This is a genomic window from Rhizobium sp. 01N447_2 (genome assembly GCF_056399245.1).
Map to the genome: position 1 here is coordinate 38,270 of NZ_JBFTQY010000037.1, position 21,455 is coordinate 59,724.

General features: G+C 61.1%; 21 protein-coding genes and 1 pseudogene. 5 read left to right on the forward strand and 17 right to left on the reverse strand.

Annotation, left to right across the window (positions count from 1 at the left end; genetic code table 11):
- Nucleotides 1-9: 9 nt before the first annotated feature.
- The 15 genes from msuE to AC1ECN_RS23005 form a co-directional block, all read right to left on the reverse strand.
- Nucleotides 10-570 carry an FMN reductase gene (gene msuE, locus AC1ECN_RS22935; protein WP_130663245.1) on the reverse strand — a complete coding sequence of 187 codons (561 nt, stop codon included), beginning with the start codon at nucleotides 568-570 and terminating at the stop codon, nucleotides 10-12.
- A gap of 73 nt (nucleotides 571-643) precedes the next feature.
- A complete protein-coding gene (locus AC1ECN_RS22940) occupies nucleotides 644-1,825 on the reverse strand; it encodes an acyl-CoA dehydrogenase family protein (protein ID WP_130663244.1) in 1,182 nt (393 codons plus the stop codon).
- A gap of 116 nt (nucleotides 1,826-1,941) precedes the next feature.
- The gene (locus tag AC1ECN_RS22945; protein ID WP_130673675.1) at nucleotides 1,942-3,048 is read right to left on the reverse strand and encodes an LLM class flavin-dependent oxidoreductase; all 1,107 of its coding nucleotides are present in this window, start codon (nucleotides 3,046-3,048) and stop codon (nucleotides 1,942-1,944) included.
- Nucleotides 3,049-3,250: 202 nt separating this feature from the next.
- The gene (locus tag AC1ECN_RS22950; protein ID WP_477954171.1) at nucleotides 3,251-4,333 is read right to left on the reverse strand and encodes an LLM class flavin-dependent oxidoreductase; all 1,083 of its coding nucleotides are present in this window, start codon (nucleotides 4,331-4,333) and stop codon (nucleotides 3,251-3,253) included.
- Entirely contained in the window at nucleotides 4,330-6,060 is a 1,731-nt protein-coding gene (locus AC1ECN_RS22955; RefSeq protein ID WP_024321552.1) for a dipeptide ABC transporter ATP-binding protein, read from the reverse strand. The genes AC1ECN_RS22950 and AC1ECN_RS22955 overlap by 4 nt, the downstream gene beginning before the upstream one ends.
- Complete coding sequence (locus tag AC1ECN_RS22960) at nucleotides 6,039-6,887, reverse strand: ABC transporter permease (RefSeq protein ID WP_027688094.1); 849 nt, start codon at nucleotides 6,885-6,887, stop codon at nucleotides 6,039-6,041. Before AC1ECN_RS22960 ends, AC1ECN_RS22955 begins: the two co-directional genes overlap by 22 nt.
- Nucleotides 6,884-7,894: an ABC transporter permease gene (locus tag AC1ECN_RS22965; protein ID WP_027688093.1), complete on the reverse strand. Its 1,011-nt coding sequence runs from the start codon at nucleotides 7,892-7,894 to the stop codon at nucleotides 6,884-6,886. The genes AC1ECN_RS22960 and AC1ECN_RS22965 overlap by 4 nt, the downstream gene beginning before the upstream one ends.
- A gap of 39 nt (nucleotides 7,895-7,933) precedes the next feature.
- Nucleotides 7,934-9,580, reverse strand: a complete 1,647-nt coding sequence (locus AC1ECN_RS22970; protein WP_477954173.1) for an ABC transporter substrate-binding protein — start codon at nucleotides 9,578-9,580, stop codon at nucleotides 7,934-7,936.
- A 537-nt stretch (nucleotides 9,581-10,117) separates the two neighbouring features.
- The gene (locus AC1ECN_RS22975) at nucleotides 10,118-12,451 is read right to left on the reverse strand and encodes a molybdopterin guanine dinucleotide-containing S/N-oxide reductase (protein ID WP_477954175.1); all 2,334 of its coding nucleotides are present in this window, start codon (nucleotides 12,449-12,451) and stop codon (nucleotides 10,118-10,120) included.
- Between the two features lie 40 nt (nucleotides 12,452-12,491).
- On the reverse strand, nucleotides 12,492-13,094 hold the full coding sequence (locus tag AC1ECN_RS22980; RefSeq protein ID WP_027688090.1) for a 2-hydroxychromene-2-carboxylate isomerase: 603 nt from the start codon (nucleotides 13,092-13,094) through the stop codon (nucleotides 12,492-12,494).
- A 13-nt stretch (nucleotides 13,095-13,107) separates the two neighbouring features.
- Complete coding sequence (locus tag AC1ECN_RS22985) at nucleotides 13,108-13,677, reverse strand: TetR/AcrR family transcriptional regulator (RefSeq protein WP_024321546.1); 570 nt, start codon at nucleotides 13,675-13,677, stop codon at nucleotides 13,108-13,110.
- A gap of 52 nt (nucleotides 13,678-13,729) precedes the next feature.
- Nucleotides 13,730-14,758 carry a ketopantoate reductase family protein gene (locus tag AC1ECN_RS22990; protein WP_024321545.1) on the reverse strand — a complete coding sequence of 343 codons (1,029 nt, stop codon included), beginning with the start codon at nucleotides 14,756-14,758 and terminating at the stop codon, nucleotides 13,730-13,732.
- Nucleotides 14,759-15,058: 300 nt separating this feature from the next.
- A complete protein-coding gene (locus tag AC1ECN_RS22995) occupies nucleotides 15,059-15,835 on the reverse strand; it encodes an SDR family NAD(P)-dependent oxidoreductase (RefSeq protein WP_477954178.1) in 777 nt (258 codons plus the stop codon).
- Nucleotides 15,836-15,955: 120 nt separating this feature from the next.
- Nucleotides 15,956-16,849, reverse strand: a complete 894-nt coding sequence (locus AC1ECN_RS23000; protein ID WP_477954180.1) for an NmrA family NAD(P)-binding protein — start codon at nucleotides 16,847-16,849, stop codon at nucleotides 15,956-15,958.
- Between the two features lie 69 nt (nucleotides 16,850-16,918).
- Nucleotides 16,919-17,341 carry a MarR family winged helix-turn-helix transcriptional regulator gene (locus tag AC1ECN_RS23005; RefSeq protein ID WP_024321542.1) on the reverse strand — a complete coding sequence of 141 codons (423 nt, stop codon included), beginning with the start codon at nucleotides 17,339-17,341 and terminating at the stop codon, nucleotides 16,919-16,921.
- Nucleotides 17,342-17,362: 21 nt separating this feature from the next.
- Between AC1ECN_RS23005 and AC1ECN_RS23010 the strand changes: the two genes are divergently transcribed.
- Nucleotides 17,363-17,575, forward strand: coding sequence for a hypothetical protein (locus tag AC1ECN_RS23010; RefSeq protein ID WP_226532357.1), 213 nt, complete (start codon nucleotides 17,363-17,365; stop codon nucleotides 17,573-17,575).
- A gap of 74 nt (nucleotides 17,576-17,649) precedes the next feature.
- On the opposite strand, the gene AC1ECN_RS23015 is transcribed toward AC1ECN_RS23010, so the two are convergent.
- Nucleotides 17,650-18,621 carry an alpha/beta fold hydrolase gene (locus tag AC1ECN_RS23015; protein WP_130663241.1) on the reverse strand — a complete coding sequence of 324 codons (972 nt, stop codon included), beginning with the start codon at nucleotides 18,619-18,621 and terminating at the stop codon, nucleotides 17,650-17,652.
- A gap of 96 nt (nucleotides 18,622-18,717) precedes the next feature.
- A complete protein-coding gene (locus AC1ECN_RS23020) occupies nucleotides 18,718-19,404 on the reverse strand; it encodes a glutathione S-transferase family protein (RefSeq protein WP_130663240.1) in 687 nt (228 codons plus the stop codon).
- Nucleotides 19,405-19,508: 104 nt separating this feature from the next.
- On the opposite strand from AC1ECN_RS23020, the gene AC1ECN_RS23025 reads away from it, so the two are divergent.
- The 4 genes and pseudogenes from AC1ECN_RS23025 to AC1ECN_RS23040 form a co-directional block, all read left to right on the forward strand.
- A complete protein-coding gene (locus AC1ECN_RS23025; protein ID WP_029768016.1) occupies nucleotides 19,509-20,084 on the forward strand; it encodes a TetR/AcrR family transcriptional regulator in 576 nt (191 codons plus the stop codon).
- A 155-nt stretch (nucleotides 20,085-20,239) separates the two neighbouring features.
- The gene (locus AC1ECN_RS23030) at nucleotides 20,240-20,494 is read left to right on the forward strand and encodes a FitA-like ribbon-helix-helix domain-containing protein (protein ID WP_075224380.1); all 255 of its coding nucleotides are present in this window, start codon (nucleotides 20,240-20,242) and stop codon (nucleotides 20,492-20,494) included.
- Nucleotides 20,491-20,916 (forward strand): type II toxin-antitoxin system VapC family toxin, encoded by a 426-nt coding sequence (locus AC1ECN_RS23035; RefSeq protein WP_027688084.1) that lies wholly within the window; start codon nucleotides 20,491-20,493, stop codon nucleotides 20,914-20,916. The genes AC1ECN_RS23030 and AC1ECN_RS23035 overlap by 4 nt, the downstream gene beginning before the upstream one ends.
- A gap of 446 nt (nucleotides 20,917-21,362) precedes the next feature.
- Nucleotides 21,363-21,455, forward strand: a pseudogene (locus tag AC1ECN_RS23040) (siderophore-iron reductase FhuF); the annotation flags it as partial.

Sequence of the window (21,455 nt, forward strand, 5' to 3'; positions counted from 1 at the left end):
GCCGACTGCTTATTCTGCGGCAATCGCGTCTGCTGTCGATCGGACCTTCACAAGGACGGAAGCCTCCGCCAGCGCCTGGTTTACGCGACCGAGAATAGCCGTTGACGGAATGCCATCCGTGAAATCGCGGCTTGAGGCGTAGATTGCCGTCGGCAGCACAAAGGCCTCGAAAAAAGCAAACAGCGGGCGAAGCTGATGCTCGACAACGAGGGAGTGTCGATCGCCCCCGCCGGTTGCCGTCAGGATGACGGGTTTGCCGCGCAGGTCTGCCGGATCGAGGAGATCGAAGACGTGCTTGAACAGGCCGGTATAGCTCCCCTTGTAGGTTGGCGAGCCGATGACGAGCGCTTCAGCTTCGATGATTGTTTGGATCACCTTTTTTGCTGAGGGATCGAGGTCCGCGACCGATCTTGCGGCCGCCAGTGAGGTGCCGAGGTCCTCGATGTCGAACACCGCATGCTGCAGGCCTGCCTGCTTCGCCAGCGATTCCGCGACGCTCTCCACGAAGCGCCTGGTGCTGGACGGGCGGGACAGATTGCCCGAGAAGCCGACGATCAGATCGTTGCTCATCTAAATTCCTTTCGCGAGTTCGCCTCGATCATGCGAGGGAGGAGGGAGGTCATCGGGCGAGGCGCTCTGTTTGCTATGCTGTTTTGAGGACCGCCAGCTCTGCCGGATAGCTCGAGCGGGCAGTTTCCTCTTTATTCCATCGGTCAAAGGCGGCACGGCCCAATATCGAAATGGATGTATCTTCCTGCGGCGCGTGGACGAGCACGGATTGGATATCCCTGAAATGCCGTTCAAGCCCCAAGTCGGCACTAAGACCCGGATTGCCGATGCCGCGTACCGCGATCTGCACGGCTTCACGCAGTTGCCGGCCCGCGATCAGCCGAGCCCTTATCATCCTTTCCGCGTCACCATGGTCGGCCTCAAGCGCGCCAAAAATGATCTGCCGGGCGCCAGCGACCAGCAGGTCGATCTCGCCCGAGAGCGCCACAAACCGCTCTGTTCGGGCAATGGGATGGCCCAGATTGGCCGGCACGCGTTCATGTGCGAAGCGGATGAAGGCCGCTTGCGCGGCTTCGGCCGCGCCGAGATAGATCGCGGTCAGCGCCAAGGTCATCGCCGCATGGGCGCGATTGTCCTGCTGGGCCACCGACGGATCGACGAGTTCCAGCACGTTTTCCGCCGAGATCTCGACGTCGGTATATTCGACGTCATGCGAACCTGTGGCGCGCATGCCCAGGCTGTTCCAGTTCTCGATCACATCGATGCCGGGCAATCCGTTCGGCACGACGAACGTTCCGACACGCGCGGGCGTCTCGTCGGTATGCGCCCAGACAAGGAAATGCGTCAGACCGTATGCGCCGGTCACGAAGCGCTTGCGACCCGTGATCGACCAGCCGTTTGCCGTGCGGCGGGCAACGGTCGCGGGTAGACCGCCACGTGCCGGAGACCCCAGTTCCGGCTCGACGCGCGCGGCGTTGAGCAATAACGGTTTCTGCTTAGCCTCCGCCAGCAGACGCCTGTACAGATCATCAGGCCAATGGTTCTTTGCGGCTTGGCCGAGATGATTGAAGATCGTCATGGCGCTGATCAGCGCCACCGAGGGATCACCCCGCCCCAGCGCCGCCAGAATGTGGGCCGCATCRCCGAGTGTTCCGCCTTCACCGCCATAGCGGGTTGCAACGGTGCTCTCGAGCAGGCCGCTCTGATGAACGGCATAGATACCGGTCCAGGGAAATTGGCCGGTTCGATCCGCATCCGGTGCGGCTTCCGCGAGAACACGCACGGTTTCATCTGGAACGATTACATCATAGGCCATGCGGGTCGACGCTTTCTGGCTGTTAAGGGAACAATGCCCCTAGGCAAAGGACAGCAGATCCGGCTGCGTTGAGAAAAGGGGGTGTGCAGTCCGGCGCTCGGGCCAGACTGCACATATCACGCAGCACTTTTCTTCTTATTCGCCTCTTCCCGTTCGCGAATGCCTTCGCGCACCAGCGGCAGGATGTAACGGCCGTAATCGACCGCATCATTGTAATTGTCATAGCCGCGGATCGAGATCAGATCGCAGCCAAGATCGATGTAGTCGAGGATGGAATCGGCAATGGTGCGCGGCGAACCCACCAGCGCAGTGGTGGCGCCGCCAGCATTGGTCGCGGTCACCGTCGGATACCATAGAGCGCGGTCATGGACATCGCCGCGCGCCGCGATGTCAAGAAGCCGCTGAGAGCCGACATTGGCCGGGCGTGCCGCATTGAGTGGTGCGCGTGCCAAGCCTTTCTGACGGTTTTCGTTCAACTGGTCGAGAACTCTATGCGCCTTCTCCCATGCCAACTCGTCCGTTTCCGCCACGATCGGCCGGAAGGTAACCCATATGCGAGGGCGATCCGTCCGGCCTGCCTTTGCCGCTTCTGTGTATATCCGTTCGATCTGCTGCTTTGTTTCTGCAAGCGGCTCGCCCCAGAGCCCGAAAATGTCGCCCAGAGAACCCCCGATGCGATAGGCGGCATCCGACGAACCGCCGACCGAAATCGGGATCAGGCCACTGGTTGGGCGCACAGCGCTGCGGAATTGCTTGAACTGGTAGTATTTCCCATCGAAGTCGAAGGGTTCTTTCGACGTCCAGGCCAGACGGAGGATCCTGATGTATTCTTCCTGCCGCTCGTAACGCTCCTCCTTGTTGAGGAAGTCGCCTTCGCGCGCCTGCTCTTCGTCGCTGCCGCCTGCAATGAAGTGAACGACGACACGCCCGCCGCTCAACTGATCGAGTGTTGCAAGCGATTTGGCTGCGACCGTCGGATAGACGGTGTTCGGGCGCAAAGCCACGATGATCTTGATATGCTTCGTGTGCGCCAGGACGGTTGCGCCGAGCGTGAAGGGATCGAAGGACGAGGAGGAGTAGGGGATCAGCGTGTAGTTGAAACCGTAATCATCGAGGGCACGTGCATAGCGCTCCAGGAACCGAGGATCCACAGGTGCGTCGGGAATGGGGTTGAGGTCGTTCGACGCGTTGGGAAAGCTGACGCTAATGAATTCCGCGGGCATGTGAGCTCCTTCAGGTTGCAGACCATTGCATTGACGTTAAGGCGCGGCAGCGCCACGAGGAAGACAGGTCATTCTCTTTCTATCGATTTTATAGAAAATATTCGCTATCGCGACGGATGGAATAGGACCCACTCCCCGCCATGGCGTTGACGCAGGCCGTCTTTGACTGTCCTGGCATCAAGCCGTTTAGCCTCTGCATGGGTTACAAGGCAGGCGACCAGCCAAGTGCTGGAGCAACTGTCTCGGCCAGATCGGTCAGCAACCTTACGTTCTCCGCGAGGCCGAAGGCGGGGGGCAGGAAGAGCACGACCTCGTCCGCGGCTGCGAGGCCCGGGTCATTGAACACGGCTTCAATCACTTGATCGGGCGTGCCCTGGAAGACAGGCGAGATCTGAGCGCCGACAGGCTGGCTGGGAGGCGCGAGGGCACCTTTGGGACGCGACGCGGCAATTCCGATGGTGCGACGCTCGAGGTCATAGGCAGCGTATTTCTCTCGAAGTTCTGCGGTCGTCCCAACCAGGATGGAGGCGGCGACGGCGACGGGTGGCGGCTCCGTTCCCCAGATCGTGAGCCAGGTGGTACGGAACGTCTCGATGATGCGAGCCTGGTACTGCCCGAAAGTCTCGCCCTCGGCCTGGCCGTGCTGCACGGTTCCCGAGATGAGTCCGATCCCGAGTTCGGCTGCCTGCACGGCCGAGCTGAGGCTGGCTGAACCTTGCCGAATGCGGGAGCRCAGGGTCGGGCTATGCGGCGTTACCCGCAATTCCGCACCTTGCGGAGCACCCTGGCCCGGCGAAACGACAGTATGGAGGACTTCGCCCGCAATCGCCGAGAGGAAGCGTGCCTGGCGCCGTTTGGCTTCCGTCCGGGCGTCGGTGTCGGCTGCACCGAACACCGCGTCGAACGCCGCGTTGGCGCCGGTCGATATCGCAAGTTCAAGCCGGCCATCGATGAGCAAGTCGGTCGTACCGGCCGCTTCGGCAAGCAGGATAGGATCCTGGTAGCGCATCGGGATGACCGCCGATCCCAGGTTGATCCGCCTGATGTGCTGACCGGCGGCGGCGAAGAACGGAAGCGGCGAGGAGAGGTAGTGATCGAAATGTCGCTGATAGGCCCAGCCCGACTGGTAACCCAGCCGCTCGGCTTCCTTGAACAACGCGATCCCGTCGCGCAGACCTTGCGCCGGTCCGGTCTCGTCATTGAACGATACCCTGGTGTTGAAGCCAAGCCGCCGCTTTGGGCGGAACGACGCGGGCTGAGGATTTAGAGGGGCAGCGATGGTCATGCGATCTTTTCCCTGCTGATGATGCGACGGGGTTCCAGGCGTGACACGCGGGCATCCCCGGCAATGCCGGATGGGATCGATTCCAGCAGCGAGCGGGTATAGGGCTGCTGGGGTCTTTCAAAGATGTCGGTGACGATCCCATGTTCGACGATGCGTCCGCACTGCATCACCGAGACGGTGTGGGCGAGTTGGCGAACCAGGGCCAGGTCGTGGGATACGAATACATAGGTCAAGCCAAGCTTGGCCTGCAGCGAAAGCAGCACCTCGACGATATCCGCCTGGACGCTGACGTCGAGCGCGGAAGTGGGCTCATCGAGCACGATCACATCAGGCTTGAGGACCAGCGCTCGGGCGATCGCCACGCGCTGGCGCTGGCCACCTGACAAGGCTTCCGGCTTGCGCAAAAGCAGGTGTTCTCCTAGTCCGACATTGGCCAGCGCTTCGCGGACTCGCTCGGCGCGTTCGTTGGCTGTTCCGATCTTGAACCGGTCGAGCGGTTCGCGCACCAGCTGCTCGACTTTCCAGGTCGGGTCCAGCGAGGTGAACGGATTCTGATAGACGAGCTGAAGGTGGCGCCATACCGCGCGCAGCGACTCGTGCGAACGACCATGGAGCTGCTCGCCGGCGACCGCGATCGTGCCGATGTCGGGTTGTTCGAGCCCAAGCAGCAGCCGGATTGCCGTCGTCTTGCCCGAACCGGATTCGCCGACCAGCGCGTGTGTGGTGCCAGCCTGGACGGCAAACGACACGTCGTTGACGGCCGTCAGAACCTTGCCGTCCACCGTGAACGTCTTGGTGACGCCGCTAACCTCGATCTTCGGTGCCTTGTCGGCCTTGGTCCCGAGGAAACGGAAGGCGGGATCGCGCAGCGCACGGTAGCGGTCCGGGTTGAGCGCCGGGACGTCGGCATGCAACTTCCTAGCATATGCCGAGGCGGGCGCAGAGAAGACAGCCGCAGTGTTGCCGGCTTCCTGAACGACGCCGTCCTTGAGGACCACCAGCGCATCGGCCCGCTCGGCGGCGATCGCCAGGTCGTGGGTGATGAGGAGCAAGCTGATCTCAAGCTCGTGCTGCAACTTGGAAAGCAGGTCGAGGATGCGCTTCTGGATCGTGACGTCGAGCGCCGAGGTCGGCTCGTCCGCGACCAGCAGCAACGGGCGTGGAAGAACGGCAAGGCCGATCAACACGCGCTGCAGCATGCCGCCGGACAGTTGGTGCGGGTAGGAGTCGTATACGCGCTGGGGGTTGTCGAGCCCGACCTGGGCGAAGGTTTCCAGGACGAGCGCCTTGCGGATTGCCGTGTTGGGTTCGTCGATGAGCGCGGCCGCCTCCATCGCCTGGGCGCCGATCGTCCGGACGGGGTTGAGCGAATTGCCGGGGTCTTGCGGCACGAACCCGATCGCACGTCCTCGCAGTGGCCGGAAACGACGTTCCGAGAGCCCCAACACCTCCTGGCCGTTGAACTCGACGCGGCCGGTCGCGCGTCCACCCGTGGGGAGCAGTCGCAACACCGCGCGCGCGATCGTCGATTTGCCCGATCCCGACTCTCCGATGAGGGCGAGGCTCTTGCCGCGGCCGAGTTCAAACCCGACGTTGCTGACGACTTCCTGCGGTCCGTAGGAAACCGACAGCCCGTCGATCCGGAGCAGGGGGGCCGATTGCGGGAGCGCCGATCCGGTGGCGTCAATACGGGCGAAAAGCTCAGTCAGTCTGTCTTGCGAAGCCATCGGCTGATCCTGTTCACAGAAAGGACGGTTGCGATCGTGACGAATGCGGGCGCGTAAACGAGCCACGGCCATTTGAGGTAATCCTTGCCGATCGAGATCAGCAGGCCCCAGTCGGAGGCGGGCGGCGGGTCGCCGTAACCGAGGAAAGCGAGGCTGGCGATCACCAGGATCGAGTCGCCGAACTGCAGCACTGCAAGCGGCAGCACCGAGCGCGACGCGTTCGGCAGCACGTGGCGCCACAGGATGTGCCAGCGCGAGCCACCCAGGAGAAATGAAGACTCGACGAACGTCGCCTGCCGGGTCTTGATGACCTCCGAGCGCATCACCCGGGCGAAGAGAGCCACCGCCGAGACGCCGGTTGCGATGGCGGCGTTGGTGGTGTCGAAGCCGATCGCGGTGACGACGATGACGGCCAGCAGGAATTTTGGAATTGCAAGCAGCACGTCGACCAGGCGGGCAAACAGGGTATCCACCCAGCCGCCGAAGAAGCCGGCCAGCAGGCCGATGAGGCCGCCGGCGACAACGCCGATGACCACGGCGATCAGCGCGCTCGCCACAGAGGAGGCCGTGCCATAGACGACGCGGGTATAGAGGTCGCGACCGAGGTGATCAGTGCCGAACCAGTGCGCCGCACTGGGGCCCAGCAGCTTTTGCGCGGGAACGCCGTTGACCGGGTCATAGCTGGTGAACAGGCTCGGGGCGAGCGACCAGGCGATCGCCAGCGCGACGATCGCCAAAGAGAGCGCGACGACCGGCGGTACGCGCAGCGCCGTCAGCCGCCCGACCGCGGTGACGCGCGAGGGTGAGTAGGTGGAGGCGAGGGTCATGGCGTCACCACCTTGGAAATGCCGACGGAAATTTCGTCGGCTGTGGTTGGACGACGCTCGGGAGCGCCGAGGAGCTTTACGCGCGGGTCGAGCAGCGGGTAGGCAAGATCGGCGATCAGGTTGACGATCACGAAGACCACCGCCGCCAGCGAGACGACCGCCTGAAGCACGGGCAGGTCCTGCGTGCTCACCGACCTTTGCACCAGGCTGCCGAGACCGGTGCGTCCGAACACCGTCTCGGTGATCAGCGAGCCGCCAAGCAGTTCGCCGATGGTCAGCGCGATGACGGTGACGACAGGGAGCGACGACGGCTTGAGCAGGTGCTTGGCGAACAGGCGCATTTGCGAAAGGCCGCGACCGCGCGCGACGGCGGCGTATTCCTGCCCGGACTCATGGTCGAGGTTGGCGATGAGGACTTCGGCGATTTGCGCGGAGATGGGGATGCCGAGCGCGATCGCCGCGAAAAGTGTCGCCCAGAAGCTGTCGGGCTCGATCACGCGAAAGACGCCGAGCTGGAAACCGAAGAGGTGGATCAGCACCAGGCCGATCACGAAGTTGGGCACCGACAGGAACAATGACGGGAAACCTCGCAGCAGGCCTTGGCCAAACTGTTTTGGAAGAAACTGCGTGCCATAGGCGATCACCGCCGACAACAGCAGCGCGACGACGAGGCCCGCGGAAGCAAGGACCAACGTCGACGGCAGCACCTCGGCGATCAGGGTCGACACGGGCCGATTGGTCCGCATCGACAGGCCCAGATCGCCGGTCACGAAGCCGGAAAAGGATGTCCATAGCTGCACCGGGATCGGCTTATCCAGACCCTGGGCGGCGATGATCTCCTTGATCTCCTCCTGCGTGAACCCGTTTTGAGGATTGTTCAGGACATTGGTTATCGGGTCGCCGGGCAGGATGCTGACGACGACGAAGGTGAAGACATAAGCCAGCAGGATCACGACGATCGCCTGCACGAGGCGCTTTGCGGCGTAGTTGAGGTAAGCTTTGCTCATGCCTGTCACCTTCTTGCGTTGTCCGGTTGAATTGCGGGACTATTCGCTTTTCGTGRCCGTGTAGTAGCTGGCATAGGCAACGCCGTTGTAGATCTCGCCCTTGAGCTTGGGAGACTGCACGTAGATGCGTTGGACGATTTGCGTGCGCGGGATGAAGTAGCCCTGGTCGAGGATGTACTTCTGCAGTTCGTCGAGGAGCGGTTTGCGGCTTTCGGTGGAACCAGCGCTGGCGATCTTGTCGCGTAGCTCGTTGAGCGTCTTGTCGCTCTCGTCGAGGGCGAACCAGTTCTCGCCGTTGTTGGCGTTCGTCAGGATGCTGGCGACGGTGCCTGCGTCGATGAAGCTGCGCGTCACCTCGTAGGCCGGTACGGCCGGACCGCCGTATTTGACCTTTTGGCCGAAGGTGACGACATCGTAGGCACGGATAGCGACTTTCCACCCGATCTTGCCGAGTTGCTGGGCGATGAGTTCGTCGACCGATTTCGACGTTGCGAGGTAGGGGTTGGAATGCAGCGTCAGCACCAGCGGCTCGCCGTTCTTGGTGCGGATGCCGTTGGCGCCCTTGGTCCAGCCTGCCTCGTCGAGGAGCTTCTCGGCCTTTTCGGGGTTGTAAGCCAAGAGGTCGCTTTGGTCGGTCGCTCCGGGCACGTTGCTCTGGATGAACGACGTCGCGAGCTTCCAGTCGGGTGTGTAGACGGTGTCGATGATCTCCTGGCGATTGATACCGGCCTGGAGGGCCTGGCGTACTTTCACGTCATCATATGGCGCGAGCTTGGTGTTGATTGCCCAGCCGTTCACGAAGCCGAGATAGCGTGGCGTCGCGGTGGTGAAGCCCTCTGCCTTGAGAGATTCCAGCTCCTGCGGCGAGGCGTTGTAAGCGACGTCGGCTTGGCCGGACTGCACAGCGGCAACGCGAAGCGAGGGCTCGGACACCAGCTTGTAGGTAATTGTGTCGAGATAGGCTGGACCGGTGTGGCCGACCGCCGCCGGACCCCAGTTGTAATCCTTGCGCTTGACCAGCTTGACGAAGTCGCCCTCCTTCCAGGATTCAACCACGTACGGGCCGCTTCCGGAAGTCTTGCTGAGGTCGGCCTGCTGGGCGGCGGGCTGCGCGAGGGTCTTCGGGGAGATGAGGATCGAGCCGTGATAACCGAGGGTCGGGATGAAGCCGAGTGTCGGCTTCTTGAAGAAGACCTTCACCGTGGCCGCGTCGATTGCTTCGGCGTGGTCGTAGGTCTTCGGAAAGAGCCCAATCGGGTTGATACCGTCACTCTTGCGGCCGGCGTACCAGATATCGAGGTTGGCGACGACGGCCGACGCATCGAGCGCGGTGCCGTCGGAGAAAGTCACGCCGCTCTTCAGGTGCAGGGTGAACTCGGTGGCCGTGTCGTTCTGCTCCCACTTCTCCGCGATCCAGGGGCTGACCTTGCCGTCAGCGTCGACGTAGAGGAGCTTGTCGGCCACGTGGCCCCAGATGTGGCCTTGGAAGCTGGAGATCGCGCTGTTGTTCGGGATCCAGGTGTCACCCAGCGAGTCGATCAGGAAAGTGATCTCACCGCCATTGCCGTCAGCGCTCTGAGCCGAAGTGAAGCCTGCCGTTACCACCAAAAGTGCAGTCGCCGTCACGGACGTCGTTATCAGCAGACGGCGCCGGGAAAGAGAGAGCAACGTAGAACGTTCGGTCATGAGCAAATCCTGATGGTTCGGGTTGTGTTCGATAGGGTTGCGGCGCGGGCTGTTGCCGTTCCGCACATACATTTTGATCCTGGTGTCGCTGCATCAGGCGTACGGCATCATCCGCCGGCAGACCTATCGACCGGCGAGGCGCTCGCCCTGACCGCGAGATGATTATGACTGGGTTAAGCAGCCTGATGAGTGTCGTGGCGCGGCCGCAAGGCTCGCTTTCTGATCGCTATTTGCCTCTCGGCATCGGATGCGTTCCTCAGTTTCTTTGACAGAATTCATGGGGAACAGCCTAGGCAATGCGCGTCGACCAAGAAAGACTGGTTATTCTTTTTCTATAGTTTTTGTAGATTTTTTTGTTTCGTTTCCGGTCCCGGTAAGGATCAGCTTTTTGCGGTGTGTGGAGATCCTTAACGCGGCACGTTTTTCAACAAGAGGGCGCGTTTGGATCGAGGATTTCCAGCCCTTGTTGTTCAGTGACCCCAGGAGGCAACGGCCTCTATAGGCAGGGTTCGCCGGGCGGCAGGTGCCATCGGGGATTCACTTTGGATCGGCGATCCTGCCGGGCTCGGCAGCACCCTCCACGAATTTCATCGTCTCGAATATCCGCACAGGGGGAAGCTCGCCGACGAAACGTTCTACCTCCACTCTGGTGAGCTGCCCGGTCGACGCCTGGGCGAGCTGGGAGGTTCCGACGTCGCGGGTAAGGATATTCGGATTGCCGTGCACGCACATGGCCTTGTCGGCGGCCGCATCGTCCGGTTCGAACCACGCGCCCGTCGCAAGCTGCATCACGCTCTCTCGCACGCCTTCGCTGATCACCGCTGCCGCAAGGCAACTGCCGCGCGCGTTGAACAGCCTGACAATATCGCCATCCGAGATGCCGCGCTCGGCCGCGTCAACCGGGTTGATGCGAACGGGTTCCCGGCCTTTTATCTTGGTGGAACGGCTGAAATCGCCGTAGTCCAGCTGACTGTGCAGCCGCTGATGCGGCTGGTTGCAGACCAGATGGAGTGGGAAGCGGCTTTCATCCCCCTCTGTCTCTGCCCTGGGCGGATACCATCGCGGATGGCCGCGGCAATCGTCATAGCCGAAGCTTTCGACCGTCTCGGAAAAGATCTCGATCTTTCTGGATGGCGTCTGTAGCGGAGATCCAGACGGATCGTCTCGAAAGGCGCGCGCTGGTCCGCCATCGTTGGGCTTGAGCGGCAGGCGCATCTCTCCACGCTCCCAGAACGCCTCGAAGGCGGGAGCCTGGTGCCCGGCGGCGGCAAGCGCCTTTTGCGTCGTCTCGAAAAGAAAGGCGAGCCATTCCTTGCTGGTCCGGTTTTCGGTGAACTCTTCGATCTTGCCGAGACGGCCCGCTATCTCGGAGAAAATCTCATAATCGTCCCGTGCTTCGCCGACCGGCTCGATCAGCTTCTTCATGGCGACCATCAGCGGATCGCGGTCCGCCGCACCAATATCGTCACGCTCGAGCGTGGTCGTCGCCGGCAGCACGATGTCCGCGTGACGCGCCGACGAGGTCCAGGCCGTCTCATGGACGATGATGGTCTCCGGTTTCTTGAAGGCCGCCCGCAGCCTGTTGATATCCTGATGGTGATGGAACGGGTTGCCTCCCGCCCAATAGACGAGGCGGATGTCGGGATAACGCATCGCCTGGCCGTTATAGTGAAATTCATCGCCTGGATTGAGGAGCATGTCGGCGATACGCGCGACGGGAATGAAATCCGCCACGGGATTTTTGAACTGGCCAAGGGTCGGCAATGGAACGCCAAGCTGGCCCTTACCGATATTCCCCAAAGCGCCGAGGGAATAGGCATAGCCGCCGCCATCCAGTCCGATCTGCCCGAGCATTGCGGCCAGCACSATGCCCATCCAGACCGGCTGCTCGCCGTGGTCGGCTCGCTGGAGGGAATGGCTGACGGTAATTAATGTCCTGGCGCCGGCCATGGCACGCGCGAGATTCCTGATAACGTCAGCGCCGATTCCGCAGATGTGGGACGCCCATTCCGGGCTCTTTTCGACGCCATCGCTGCGGCCAAGCAGGTAGGCCTCGAAACGCTCGTAGCCAACGGTATAGCGGTCGAGAAATCCGCGATCGTGCAGTCCCTCACGGGCGAGCGCATGCGCAAGGCCGAGCATCAGCGCGACATCGGTACCCGGTATAATCGGCAGCCATTGTGCATTCAGTTCGGCTGGAAAATCGTTCTTCAGCGGGCTGACGAGGACAAAGCGCGCCCCGCGGGCGCTCGCACCGTTCAGCTTTTGGCGCACGATATGCGCGCTGATGCCGCCGCCATGCACGTCCGTGTTCTTGAGCGCCATTCCGCCGAAGGCGACAACCAGTTCGCTGCTCCGCTCGATGGCATCCCAGGTGACGCTCTTGCGGTCGAAATGGTCGTATGGTCCCAACACGTGCGGGAGGATGACCATTGCAGCGCCGGAGCTGTAGGTGTTGACGGAACTGACGTAACCACCCAGCACGTTGAGAAACCGATGGATCTGGCTTTGCGCATGGTGGAAGCGTCCGGCACTCGACCAGCCGTAGGATCCCCCGAACACGGACTCCGGACCAAAATTTCTGTAAACGCGCTGCAGCTCTTTTGCGACAAGGTCAGCTGCGCGCCGCCAACTGACCTCGACATAGTCGTCCGCCCCGCGATTCTGCGCGTGATCCGGCGTGCCTTCGAGCCAGCCGCGCCGGATCGCCGGCCGCCTGATGCGCATAGGGCTATGGGCGATCGCCGGAATATTGCCCAGCAATGGCGACGGATCCGGATCGCCCGGATGAGGCCTGACTTCAAGACTTCCGTTTTCGTATCGGCCTGAAAACGCGCCCCAATGGGAGCTATGGGTCTTGAACCTGTTCATTTGACAGTATCCTCGGCGGTCAAGCCTTTTTCGCGATGGATCAGGCGATGAGCTTTTCGCCCTTCATATGACGCTCGAGGAAGGGCAGGCTGTCCTGCCCCCAGTAAAGTTCGCCGTCATAGCGGAAGGTCGGAAGCCCGAAGACGCCGGCGCCCCTGGCCGTCTCATAATTTGCTTTCCAGGCGGATTGCACAGTTTCGCCCTGGGCACGTATTTCCAAAGCCGCGCCATCGAAACCCGCGGCATCGGCGATCGCACGACGGACCTCTGCGTCACCGATATTTTGACCGCCTGACCAGAAGGCTTCCTGCAGGGCTTTCGTCAGCCTGAGCCAGTCTTCGCCCGCATCGATGGCGGCAAGGACAAGGAAGCCGGCGGGCGTTGGATCCGACAAGGCTGCACGGTTTTCGAAGTTCAACGTTTTGCCCCGGATGGCCGCCCAACGCTTGAGATCCTTCGTCCAATAAGCGCGACGGGCCTCCGGCCGGTTGCGAGAATAGATCGCGCCATTATCCTCGATCAGGGGGATGACATACGGGCGGATCGTTGCGTTCTGTTCGGACGCCAGTGCCGCGAATGGGTCCAAACCGATGAAAGCCCATGGCGAGCCGATGCCGAAGAAATAGTCAATGATCTTTGTCATTATTCTGGTGCTCTCAAGATGTCCGGTCGTGTGGGATCGCGGCGTCGAAGACGGAAAGTGCGCAGTCTCGGGCGACGAGAACCGCTGTCGGGTCACGTCCCACTGCCACCGTCGCAAGCGCGCCTTCATAAAGAAGCGATAGATGCGCGGCCGTCTGGTCAAGGCCGAGCCCGGCCTTGGATATGACGGCGCGGAAGATGTCGCCTACGGCTTTCTTATGTGTGCGAGCGACCGTCACGACGCGTTCGGAATCGCCATGCTCGGCTACCGCAAGAGCAAATGCGCAGCCCCGGAACTCCGGGCTGTCGGCCTTTTCATACAGGCGCTCGAAAATAACTCTGACCTGGTCTCTCGGAGCACCCGTCGCGTCCAAGGCCTCCCGCAAGGAGCGAATAACACGTTCGTGGCGATCCTGGAGATAGGCTGCAACAAGATGATCTTTGGACGGGAAGTGTCGATAGAGCGTTGCCTTTGCAACTTTCGCTTCTTCGATAATGCGATCTATCCCAACAGCCCGAATACCTTCGCTGTAAAATAGCCCGCCGGCTGCGGCGAGGATCTGTTCTGATATTGGTTCTCTCATTGGATCGCTTCAGGTTGGTGGTTGCATCGTTGAACAATTGGAAGGCGACACATCAGGTCGCTGCGGCGAGACCGGTGTTGCTGCCCTGATCGGGTCTGTCGACAAGTGATTGAATCGCGTCAAGCGCCAGTGCTTTCGTGAAGCCGCCCTGATGCTCCAATCTGCCAGCAAGATTCTGGACAACCTCATTGTAGGGTGTCGGAATATTGTGCAAACGACCCAGCAAGACGATTTCGCCGTTGAGAAAATCGACTTCACTCGAAGCGCCTCTGGTAAAACTCTGCCAAGTCGATTGTTGACCGGGATGGATGCCACTGTCCTGAGCTATGCGCCACCCTGAAAGATCTGTGGTCCGCTCCGAGGGTGAGGCGAGGTTATAACCGGCAGCCTCAAGAGCTTGACGAGCTTCATTGACCAGCGCATCGGCGATTGAGACGCGGAGATCCTCGGCCCCAACGAACAATTCCAAGACGTTTCTGACGTTGTGAAGAAGTTTGGCTGATTTCCAACGGCGGATATCATTGCTGGTTTCCGCCAGATAATTTGCGCGGGTGAGGTCCGCCGCAATCTGCTCGGCTGTTTCATCAAAACCCGACGGGAAACGCCCTATGGTGACCACGCCGACCTGCGGATCACCCGCCACCGCAACGGAGCCGGTCTCGGTAAACCGTGCAGGCGTCAGAATACTGGCTCCGTAAACCCTGGCGAAAGTTCTGAGCGCCATCGCTTCTGTCGCCAAGCCATTTTGAAAGGTGACGATGGCGAGACTGGCAGCCGTTGCCCCCGCTGAATCCGACACTTGACGCCATGACCAGGAGGCCAGGGAGCTTGCCGCGTCCTGAGTTTTGACCGTTAACAACAGGATATCATCGAGGGCCAATTTGGGCGGGTCGCTGAGGTCGAAAGCGTTAAGCCCGATCTGTCGCTTGCCAGAGGGACGTTGGTAGCTCAGACCATACTTCTTTATATGACCGATCTGTGCGCCGCGTCCGACGAGCGCATATGTGATGCCGGAAAGTTCGAACTGCGCAGCGAGGCTCGCACCAACCGCGCCTGCCCCCACGATAACGTATCGTGTCATCTCTCTTCCCAAATCTGATTTATGACCAATGCGGACTAGCGTGTGGCGTCAGCCAGGAGGTCGACAAGCCCACGTTTGAAACATAGGCATGTAAATGGACCGAAGAAAGACAGGTCGTTCTCTTTCTCTCCTGCTTTCGTAGAAAATAGTTTGGAATCTGGACGTTTTACGGCCACCTTGATCTCTGCCGACCGAGCTGGTCGAGGAGCCGAGGGGGAAGGTCCGGGGACTCCGTAGCCTAACGGTTCTCCTGCGATCTGGAGGCCGGAGAACCGGCGGGGCGCGCGTTTCGATCGGGCGCTAGACGAGCGAGTCTACGACGCCGCCATCGACTCTCAGTGCCGCGCCGGTCGTCGCGGACGCCTGGAGGGACGCGACGTAGACCACCATGTTCGCAACCTCCTCGACGGTTGCCGGCCGCTCGATGATGGAGGTCGGACGATGCGTCTTGACGAAGTCGATGCCGGCTTGCTCGAAGGACCGCTCGGCGGTGACATGCCCCTTGAGCATCTCGGCGGCGCCTTCGGACATGGTCGGGCCCGGTAGCACCGAGTTCACCGTCACTCCCGTGCCAGCCATGCGCTTGGCGAGACCGCGTGCAACTGCAACGTCGGCGGTCTTGCTGACGCCGTAGTGGATCATCTCGACAGGGATATTGAAGGCGGATTCCGAACCGAGGAAGATGAAGCGCCCCCACGATTTGGCAGCCATTTTCGGAAGGTAGGCGCGCGCCAGGCGCACGCCTGCCATGACGTTGACCTGCCAATGGCGGTCCCAGATCGCATCGTCGGTCTCGAAGAAGTCCAGGGGCAGAAAAATGCCGAGGTTGCTGACGACGATGTCCGGCTCGGGTTCGGCCCGGATCATCGCGTCGCACCCCTCGGCGCCGGCGAGGTCGAGCGCATGACCGCGCGCAGGGCCGCCGAGGCGCGCCACCGCCGCATCGACCTTTTGCTGGCTGCGGCCGTTGATAATTACCGCTGCGCCCGCCTCATGGAGGGCGCGGGMAATGGCAAATCCGATGCCTTCGGTGGATCCTGTAACCAGCGCGACTTTACCTGAAAGGTCGATGTTCAACTTGCTTCTCCTGGAAGGTTGGCCGGGCGGCGCGTGCATCGCGCCGCCACCAGCGGGTTGGACGGAGCCGGCGCTTCGGACCCGGTGAAGCCAATGTCCTGTCCTCGATGCCGGAGCGGCTTACGCCGCCGCGTTCAGCGTATTGAAGGCGGCCCGGTGCGACGTGACGAAGTCCTGAACGGTCATCGGTGGCACGCCCGTCACTTCGGCGATGATCTTGTCTGCGCCCGAGAAGATGCCGTTCTGATAGTCGAGGGCGATCGCGCAGAAATGCTGGATCAAAAATTCCGGCAGGCCGAACTTTTCCAGCCGATCGCGATAGGCGGGGATGGTCAGCGGCTGGTAGCTGATCTTGCGGCCGAGCACCTCGCTGATGGCTGCGGCGATGCCCGGCTGGTCAAGCTCGGTCGGCCCATGAAGCCTGTAGGTCTTGCCGATATGGGCGGCCGGTTCCGCCAGAAGCGTGGCGATCAGGCGGGCTTGATCCTCGGCGGCGATCGGCGCATGACGGCCAGCGCCGTATGGCAGATCGATGATTCTCTGCTCGACGATCGTCTTGCGCGCAAACGGGTAAAGCAGCCATTGCGAGAAGAAGGTCGGTCGCAGGTGGATGGTGGGGACGCCCGACCAGTCGAAGATCCGCTCGGCGATCCAGTGATCGCGCGCCGCATGGCTCTTGGAGTCCTCGCGCGCCGAGATCTGCGACATGTTGATCACGGCTTTAAGCCCGGCGCGTTTGGCTGCATCGGCGAAGTATGCGGTCGTCTGGATGATGCCCGGACGGACGGGATRGCAGAAATACGCGGAGGTGGCGCCTGCGGCGGCGCGGATCACGTCGTCATGTTCGAAGAGATCGCCGACCACGACCTCCGCGCCTTCGCTGCGAAGCGCGTCGGCGCGCTCGTCTTGCCTGTGGACCATCGCGCGGACGGCGTGGCCCTTCTCGAGCAGGCGCTGGACGGTGTAGCGGCCGGTCTCACCGGTGGCGCCGGTAACGAGGAACGTGTCGGTCATTTTCATCTCCTTGTGTTTGGCTGCATCATAAAATGTGTAATTACACACTTTTCGGTAAAAAAAGGGGAGCTACCCGCCGAGGTTCAGCTCCAGAATTTCATCGCGCATGCGCACGGCGCGGTCCTGTCCAACCTCCCGCTCAAACGCGGCCTGGGCGTTTTCCCAAAGGGGGACTGCCTCCGATACCTTCGCGACGCCGGAAGGGGAGAGGGTGACATCGAAGGCGCGGCCGCTGGTTCTGCCGGCGACAACCCATCCGGCTGCCTGCAGCGGCTTCAGCGCGCGGACCAGAGTCGTGCGCTCCATGCTCAGCATTTCGGCCAGACTGGTGATCTTGAGGCTCTGGTAGGCTTCCAGCAGTGACAGAATCGAGAACTGCGAGACCGACAGTCCGGCAGGCGCCAGATGATTGTCGTAAAGACGGCTCAGATGCCGCGCGTTCTGGCGGGCGGCGAGGGCGTAACAGAGATGGGGACCAGTGGGTGTCGGCATGGGGTACATCTAAATGTGCAATTGCACAGTGTCAAGTCTCGCACCGGCCTCGATCTGGAAGCGGTGGGGGTCATCGAGCGCGACGAGACCGGGCTCGTGCAGCGGGTGACGATGACATTTTCGCCTTTGGACGCCGCGGTGTCACTGTCGGCAGAACTGGGCGGCATCGTCGGGGAGGAGTTTGGTGACGATCTCTTTTACGACGCGTCGATGAACGAGATCGCGGCGTCCTGATCGCCAGACCCGCATTCGATCGTACGCAAAGGCCGGCGGCCGGGCTACGGCCGGCCCCCGGCCTTTGCACGCCATCAGCCGCGAAGGAACGCCAGCAGGTCGGCGTTCAAGCGGTCCTTGTCGACGTGCAGCAGACCATGCGAGCCGCCTTCGTAGACAATGAACTTGGCATGTGGAACGAGCCCCGCGGTCAACTTCGCGGAGATTTCCAGCGGCACGATCTGGTCGTCGCTGCCGTGGACCACCAGCGCGGGAACGGTGATCTTCCTGAGGTCATCGCGGAAATCGGTTTCCGAAAACGCCCCGAGCGCATGGTAGGCGGCTAGCAAGCCGGTTACCTGTCCCTGCCGCCAGTAGCTCTCCCGTAGGCCTTCCGAGACATGCGCCCCCGGACGATTGAAGCTGTAGTACGGCATGGTGACGTCGAGATTCCACTGTGACCGGTTTGCCTGCACGGCGGCGCGGAACGTATCGAACAGCTCTTTGGGAGCACCGTTCGGATTGGTCGCAGTCTTCAGCAGGAAGGGTGTCACCGAGGAGACGAAGGCGACCTTGGCGACCCGGCTTTGGCCGTGACGCGCGACATAGCGTGCGACCTCGCCACCGCCCATCGAATGGCCGACGAAGGTTGCCTCGCGCAGATCGAGCGCCTCGACCAGTTGCGCCAGATCGTCGGCGAAGGTGTCGTAGTCGTAACCGCCGGACGGCTGGCTCGACCGGCCAAAGCCCCGACGGTCATGGGCGATGACGCGATAGCCGTTCTGCAACAGGAAGAACATCTGGTCTTCCCAGGCGTCGGACGAGAGTGGATAGCCATGGCTGAACACCACGGCCGGACCGGTGCCCCAGTCCTTGAAGTAGAGGCTGGTGCCGTCTTTCGTGACCAGGCGGTCGCCTGTGGGCTTCCCGGTATGGATTGACGCGGGCGTTTTTGCTGCCGCCGAGTTCGCGCTGGCACCGGCCGCCGCCAGTCCGACGCCGGCGACGGCGACCCCTTTCAGCAGGTTGCGCCGGGAAGCGCTGTCGGGTGTTGAAACCGTAGACATGAGGAAACTCCGTGAGAATTATGCCGCATGGGCGGCGCGATTGGCGACTGTGGTTGGGCGTCGGTGCGGTGTTCGCATCGCTTTTCGTGCGGGGGATTAGAAGCCGAGCCTCCGCAGATCCTCCGCGACGAACATCTGGCCGCTGCGATTCTTGACGCTCGGCAGTTCGGAGACTTTTGCGCGCCAGGACTTCAGCGCGGAATGATCTTCAGGGATGGCAATGCCGGCGGCGTCCGCGAACATCAGCCCGGCAAACACCGTGATGTCGGCCATCGAGAATGTATCGCCGGCGACGAACGAACGGTCCTGCAGCACCGTGTCGAAATACCTCATTCCGGCTAGCGCCTTATCGCGCTGGCGGTTGCCCCAGTCCTGACGGCCGGCCCATTCCGGGCTCTTGAATACTTGCAGCTCGGCGCCGAGGCCGGGCGTCGCATGATGGAAGTAGTTGCCGACCGCATCGAGTAGCTCGGTCTCGGCCCGCTTCTGCATCATGTGGATGACGGCCTTTTCCTTCGGCGTCTTGCCGGTGAGCCGTGGATCGCCGTTGAGATTGTCGAGATATTCGGTGATGGCGGTGGACTCACTGATGTAGGTGCCATCGTCGAGCTGGAGAACCGGCAGGACGCCAGACGGGTTCTTTTCGAGGAAGGCCGGCTGCTTATGTTCGGCGCCGATGAGGTCGACGGAGACGAACTCGACCTGCGGTTCGAACCCCTTCTCGGCGAGCACGATGCGGATACGGGCCGGATTTGGAAAGCCAGGGCGATCGAAGATTTTCATGAGAGACTCCTTTGTCTGTCTATCGATAGATAGATTACGATCCACAGATATCTCTTCCCTTTTCGGTCGTCAACAACTATCTATCGAGTGATAGGTGTGGACCGATGATGGCAAAAACCAAAACGGATATGCGCGAGGCGGTCATGACCGCCGCAAAAGCGACGGTGCAGTCGCATGGCTACAATGCGCTGAGCTTTCGTGAACTCGCGAAAGAGGTCGGGATCAAAAGCGCCAGCGTGCACTATCATTTTCCGACCAAGGGCGATCTCGGCGCCGCGCTGGCGCGTCGCTATACGGAGGAGGGCGCAGCCTACCTGGCGGAGCTGCTGGCCACTTCCAACGATGCGAGTTGGTGTATGGACAGATACGCGGCGATCTTTCGCGCTGCCCTGGCCAGCGATAATCGCATGTGCCTGTGCGGCATTATGAGCGCGGAACTCGACGACCTTCCTGCCGAGGTCAGAACCGAGGTGGACAAATTCGCCGCGATGAATGTCGGCTGGCTGACTAAGGTGCTCTCAAGGGCAAAGCCTTCGGCAAGCGAGCAAGATCTGCGGGAGCACGCCATGGCGATCTTCGCAGCCATCGAGGGGGGGCAATTGGTCGCGCGCGGCTGCCAGGATATCGGCATCTACGACCGGACGATCCGGGCATATCGGACCACGGGTCTGATCCCGTAATTGGCCGGCGGCTCTAATGGGAGTGGCAGTTGGAAGACGGTTGCAATTTGTTGCAGTTCAAAAAGCGTCATTCCAAACCAATTCGAAGAGTTGCTAGGTGATATCAATTTCCATATATTGATAGCATGACCATCAGCGTTAAGGGAGTGCAATCAATGGCAGCAGTTACAATACGCAATTTGTCTGACGAGACACATCGTGCTTTGAGAGTGAGGGCAGCTCATCACGGCCGCAGTACCGAAGCAGAAATCCGTGACATCCTAGAAACAGCGGTACGGCCAGCTGAACGCGTGATGTTGGGCTCGTTGCTAGCATCAATCGGACGCGAGGCAGGGCTTTCGAACGACGACGTGGATAATCTGCAGCTCGTCCGAGACAAAACGCCTGCGGAACCTATGAGTTTCGAATGATCCTGATCGATACCAACGTCATCTCGGAGCCATGGAAACCCACACCCGATAATCAGGTGCTGGCGTGGATCGATGCCCAAGCAGTGGAAACGCTGTTCGTTTCAGCGATTACAGTGGCTGAGTTACGGTTCGGCATTGCCGCGATGCCTAGCGGAAGGCGAAAGACCGTCCTCGACGATCGACTAGAACAGGAAGTTCTGCCTCTATTTTCAGGACGCGTTCTATCCTTCGACATGGCTGCATCACAGAGCTATTCGGAATTAATGGCGCGAGCACGCGCAGCAGGTCGGGCAATCGGTAAAGCAGATGCCTATATTGCCGCAACTGCCGCGGCGAACGGATTTATTGTCGCTACCCGCGACTCTAGTCCCTTCGAAGCCGCAGGGCTTAAGGTTATCAACCCTTGGTACGCACCAACGTAGCAGCGCCAAAGCGTCAGATGATTGCCGAGCGATCCCGTAAATCAACTACAGACTGCATCTGCAACAACGCGGGATCGTCAGCCCGATCCCCATCAAGACCGGCAGGTTGACAGTCGTCGCGGTCCGCAGTTGGGCGCTCGCACGACAGAACGCCTCCGTTGGCAATTTAACCGCACGGGACGTTACGCCCCAATCTACGTGCAACCTGTTCGGGAGTGTCGAAGGCGTGGATTTTTTGTCGATTAAAAGATGACTAAAATAGTCATCTTAAGTTGACAAGGCTAATTTCGCTGCATAGGTTCCGCCCGCGCCCGTGGCGTAGGGACCAAGCAATGGCACGCGTTTTTTTGAATGTTTCTAATAATGTATCGCGAATTTATAGAGATAGCCTATTTTTAACGAAGGGCCGCAACATGACGGCGACCCTGAAGTATCGGTGGTAAGGCATGGCGGCGGAGACGAGCGGAGCGCTCCAGCCCGCGACGTTGATCGCTGATCATCCCGTCGCCCACCAGGCCGTCGACCTCGACGGCCTGGTG

Excerpts from the sequence above, each read along its gene's own strand:
- AC1ECN_RS22985 (WP_024321546.1), bottom strand. The coding sequence starts at position 13,677 with ATGAGAGAACCAATATCAGAACAGATCCTCGCCGCAGCCGGCGGGCTA.
- AC1ECN_RS22965 (WP_027688093.1), bottom strand. The coding sequence starts at position 7,894 with ATGAGCAAAGCTTACCTCAACTACGCCGCAAAGCGCCTCGTGCAGGCG.
- AC1ECN_RS22945 (WP_130673675.1), bottom strand. The coding sequence starts at position 3,048 with ATGCCCGCGGAATTCATTAGCGTCAGCTTTCCCAACGCGTCGAACGAC.
- AC1ECN_RS23015 (WP_130663241.1), bottom strand. The coding sequence starts at position 18,621 with ATGTCTACGGTTTCAACACCCGACAGCGCTTCCCGGCGCAACCTGCTG.
- msuE (WP_130663245.1), bottom strand. The coding sequence starts at position 570 with ATGAGCAACGATCTGATCGTCGGCTTCTCGGGCAATCTGTCCCGCCCG.
- AC1ECN_RS22955 (WP_024321552.1), bottom strand. The coding sequence starts at position 6,060 with ATGGCTTCGCAAGACAGACTGACTGAGCTTTTCGCCCGTATTGACGCC.
- AC1ECN_RS23035 (WP_027688084.1), top strand. The coding sequence starts at position 20,491 with ATGATCCTGATCGATACCAACGTCATCTCGGAGCCATGGAAACCCACA.
- AC1ECN_RS22990 (WP_024321545.1), bottom strand. The coding sequence starts at position 14,758 with ATGACACGATACGTTATCGTGGGGGCAGGCGCGGTTGGTGCGAGCCTC.
- AC1ECN_RS23030 (WP_075224380.1), top strand. The coding sequence starts at position 20,240 with ATGGCAGCAGTTACAATACGCAATTTGTCTGACGAGACACATCGTGCT.
- AC1ECN_RS22960 (WP_027688094.1), bottom strand. The coding sequence starts at position 6,887 with ATGACCCTCGCCTCCACCTACTCACCCTCGCGCGTCACCGCGGTCGGG.
- AC1ECN_RS23005 (WP_024321542.1), bottom strand. The coding sequence starts at position 17,341 with ATGCCGACACCCACTGGTCCCCATCTCTGTTACGCCCTCGCCGCCCGC.
- AC1ECN_RS22980 (WP_027688090.1), bottom strand. The coding sequence starts at position 13,094 with ATGACAAAGATCATTGACTATTTCTTCGGCATCGGCTCGCCATGGGCT.
- AC1ECN_RS23020 (WP_130663240.1), bottom strand. The coding sequence starts at position 19,404 with ATGAAAATCTTCGATCGCCCTGGCTTTCCAAATCCGGCCCGTATCCGC.
- AC1ECN_RS23025 (WP_029768016.1), top strand. The coding sequence starts at position 19,509 with ATGATGGCAAAAACCAAAACGGATATGCGCGAGGCGGTCATGACCGCC.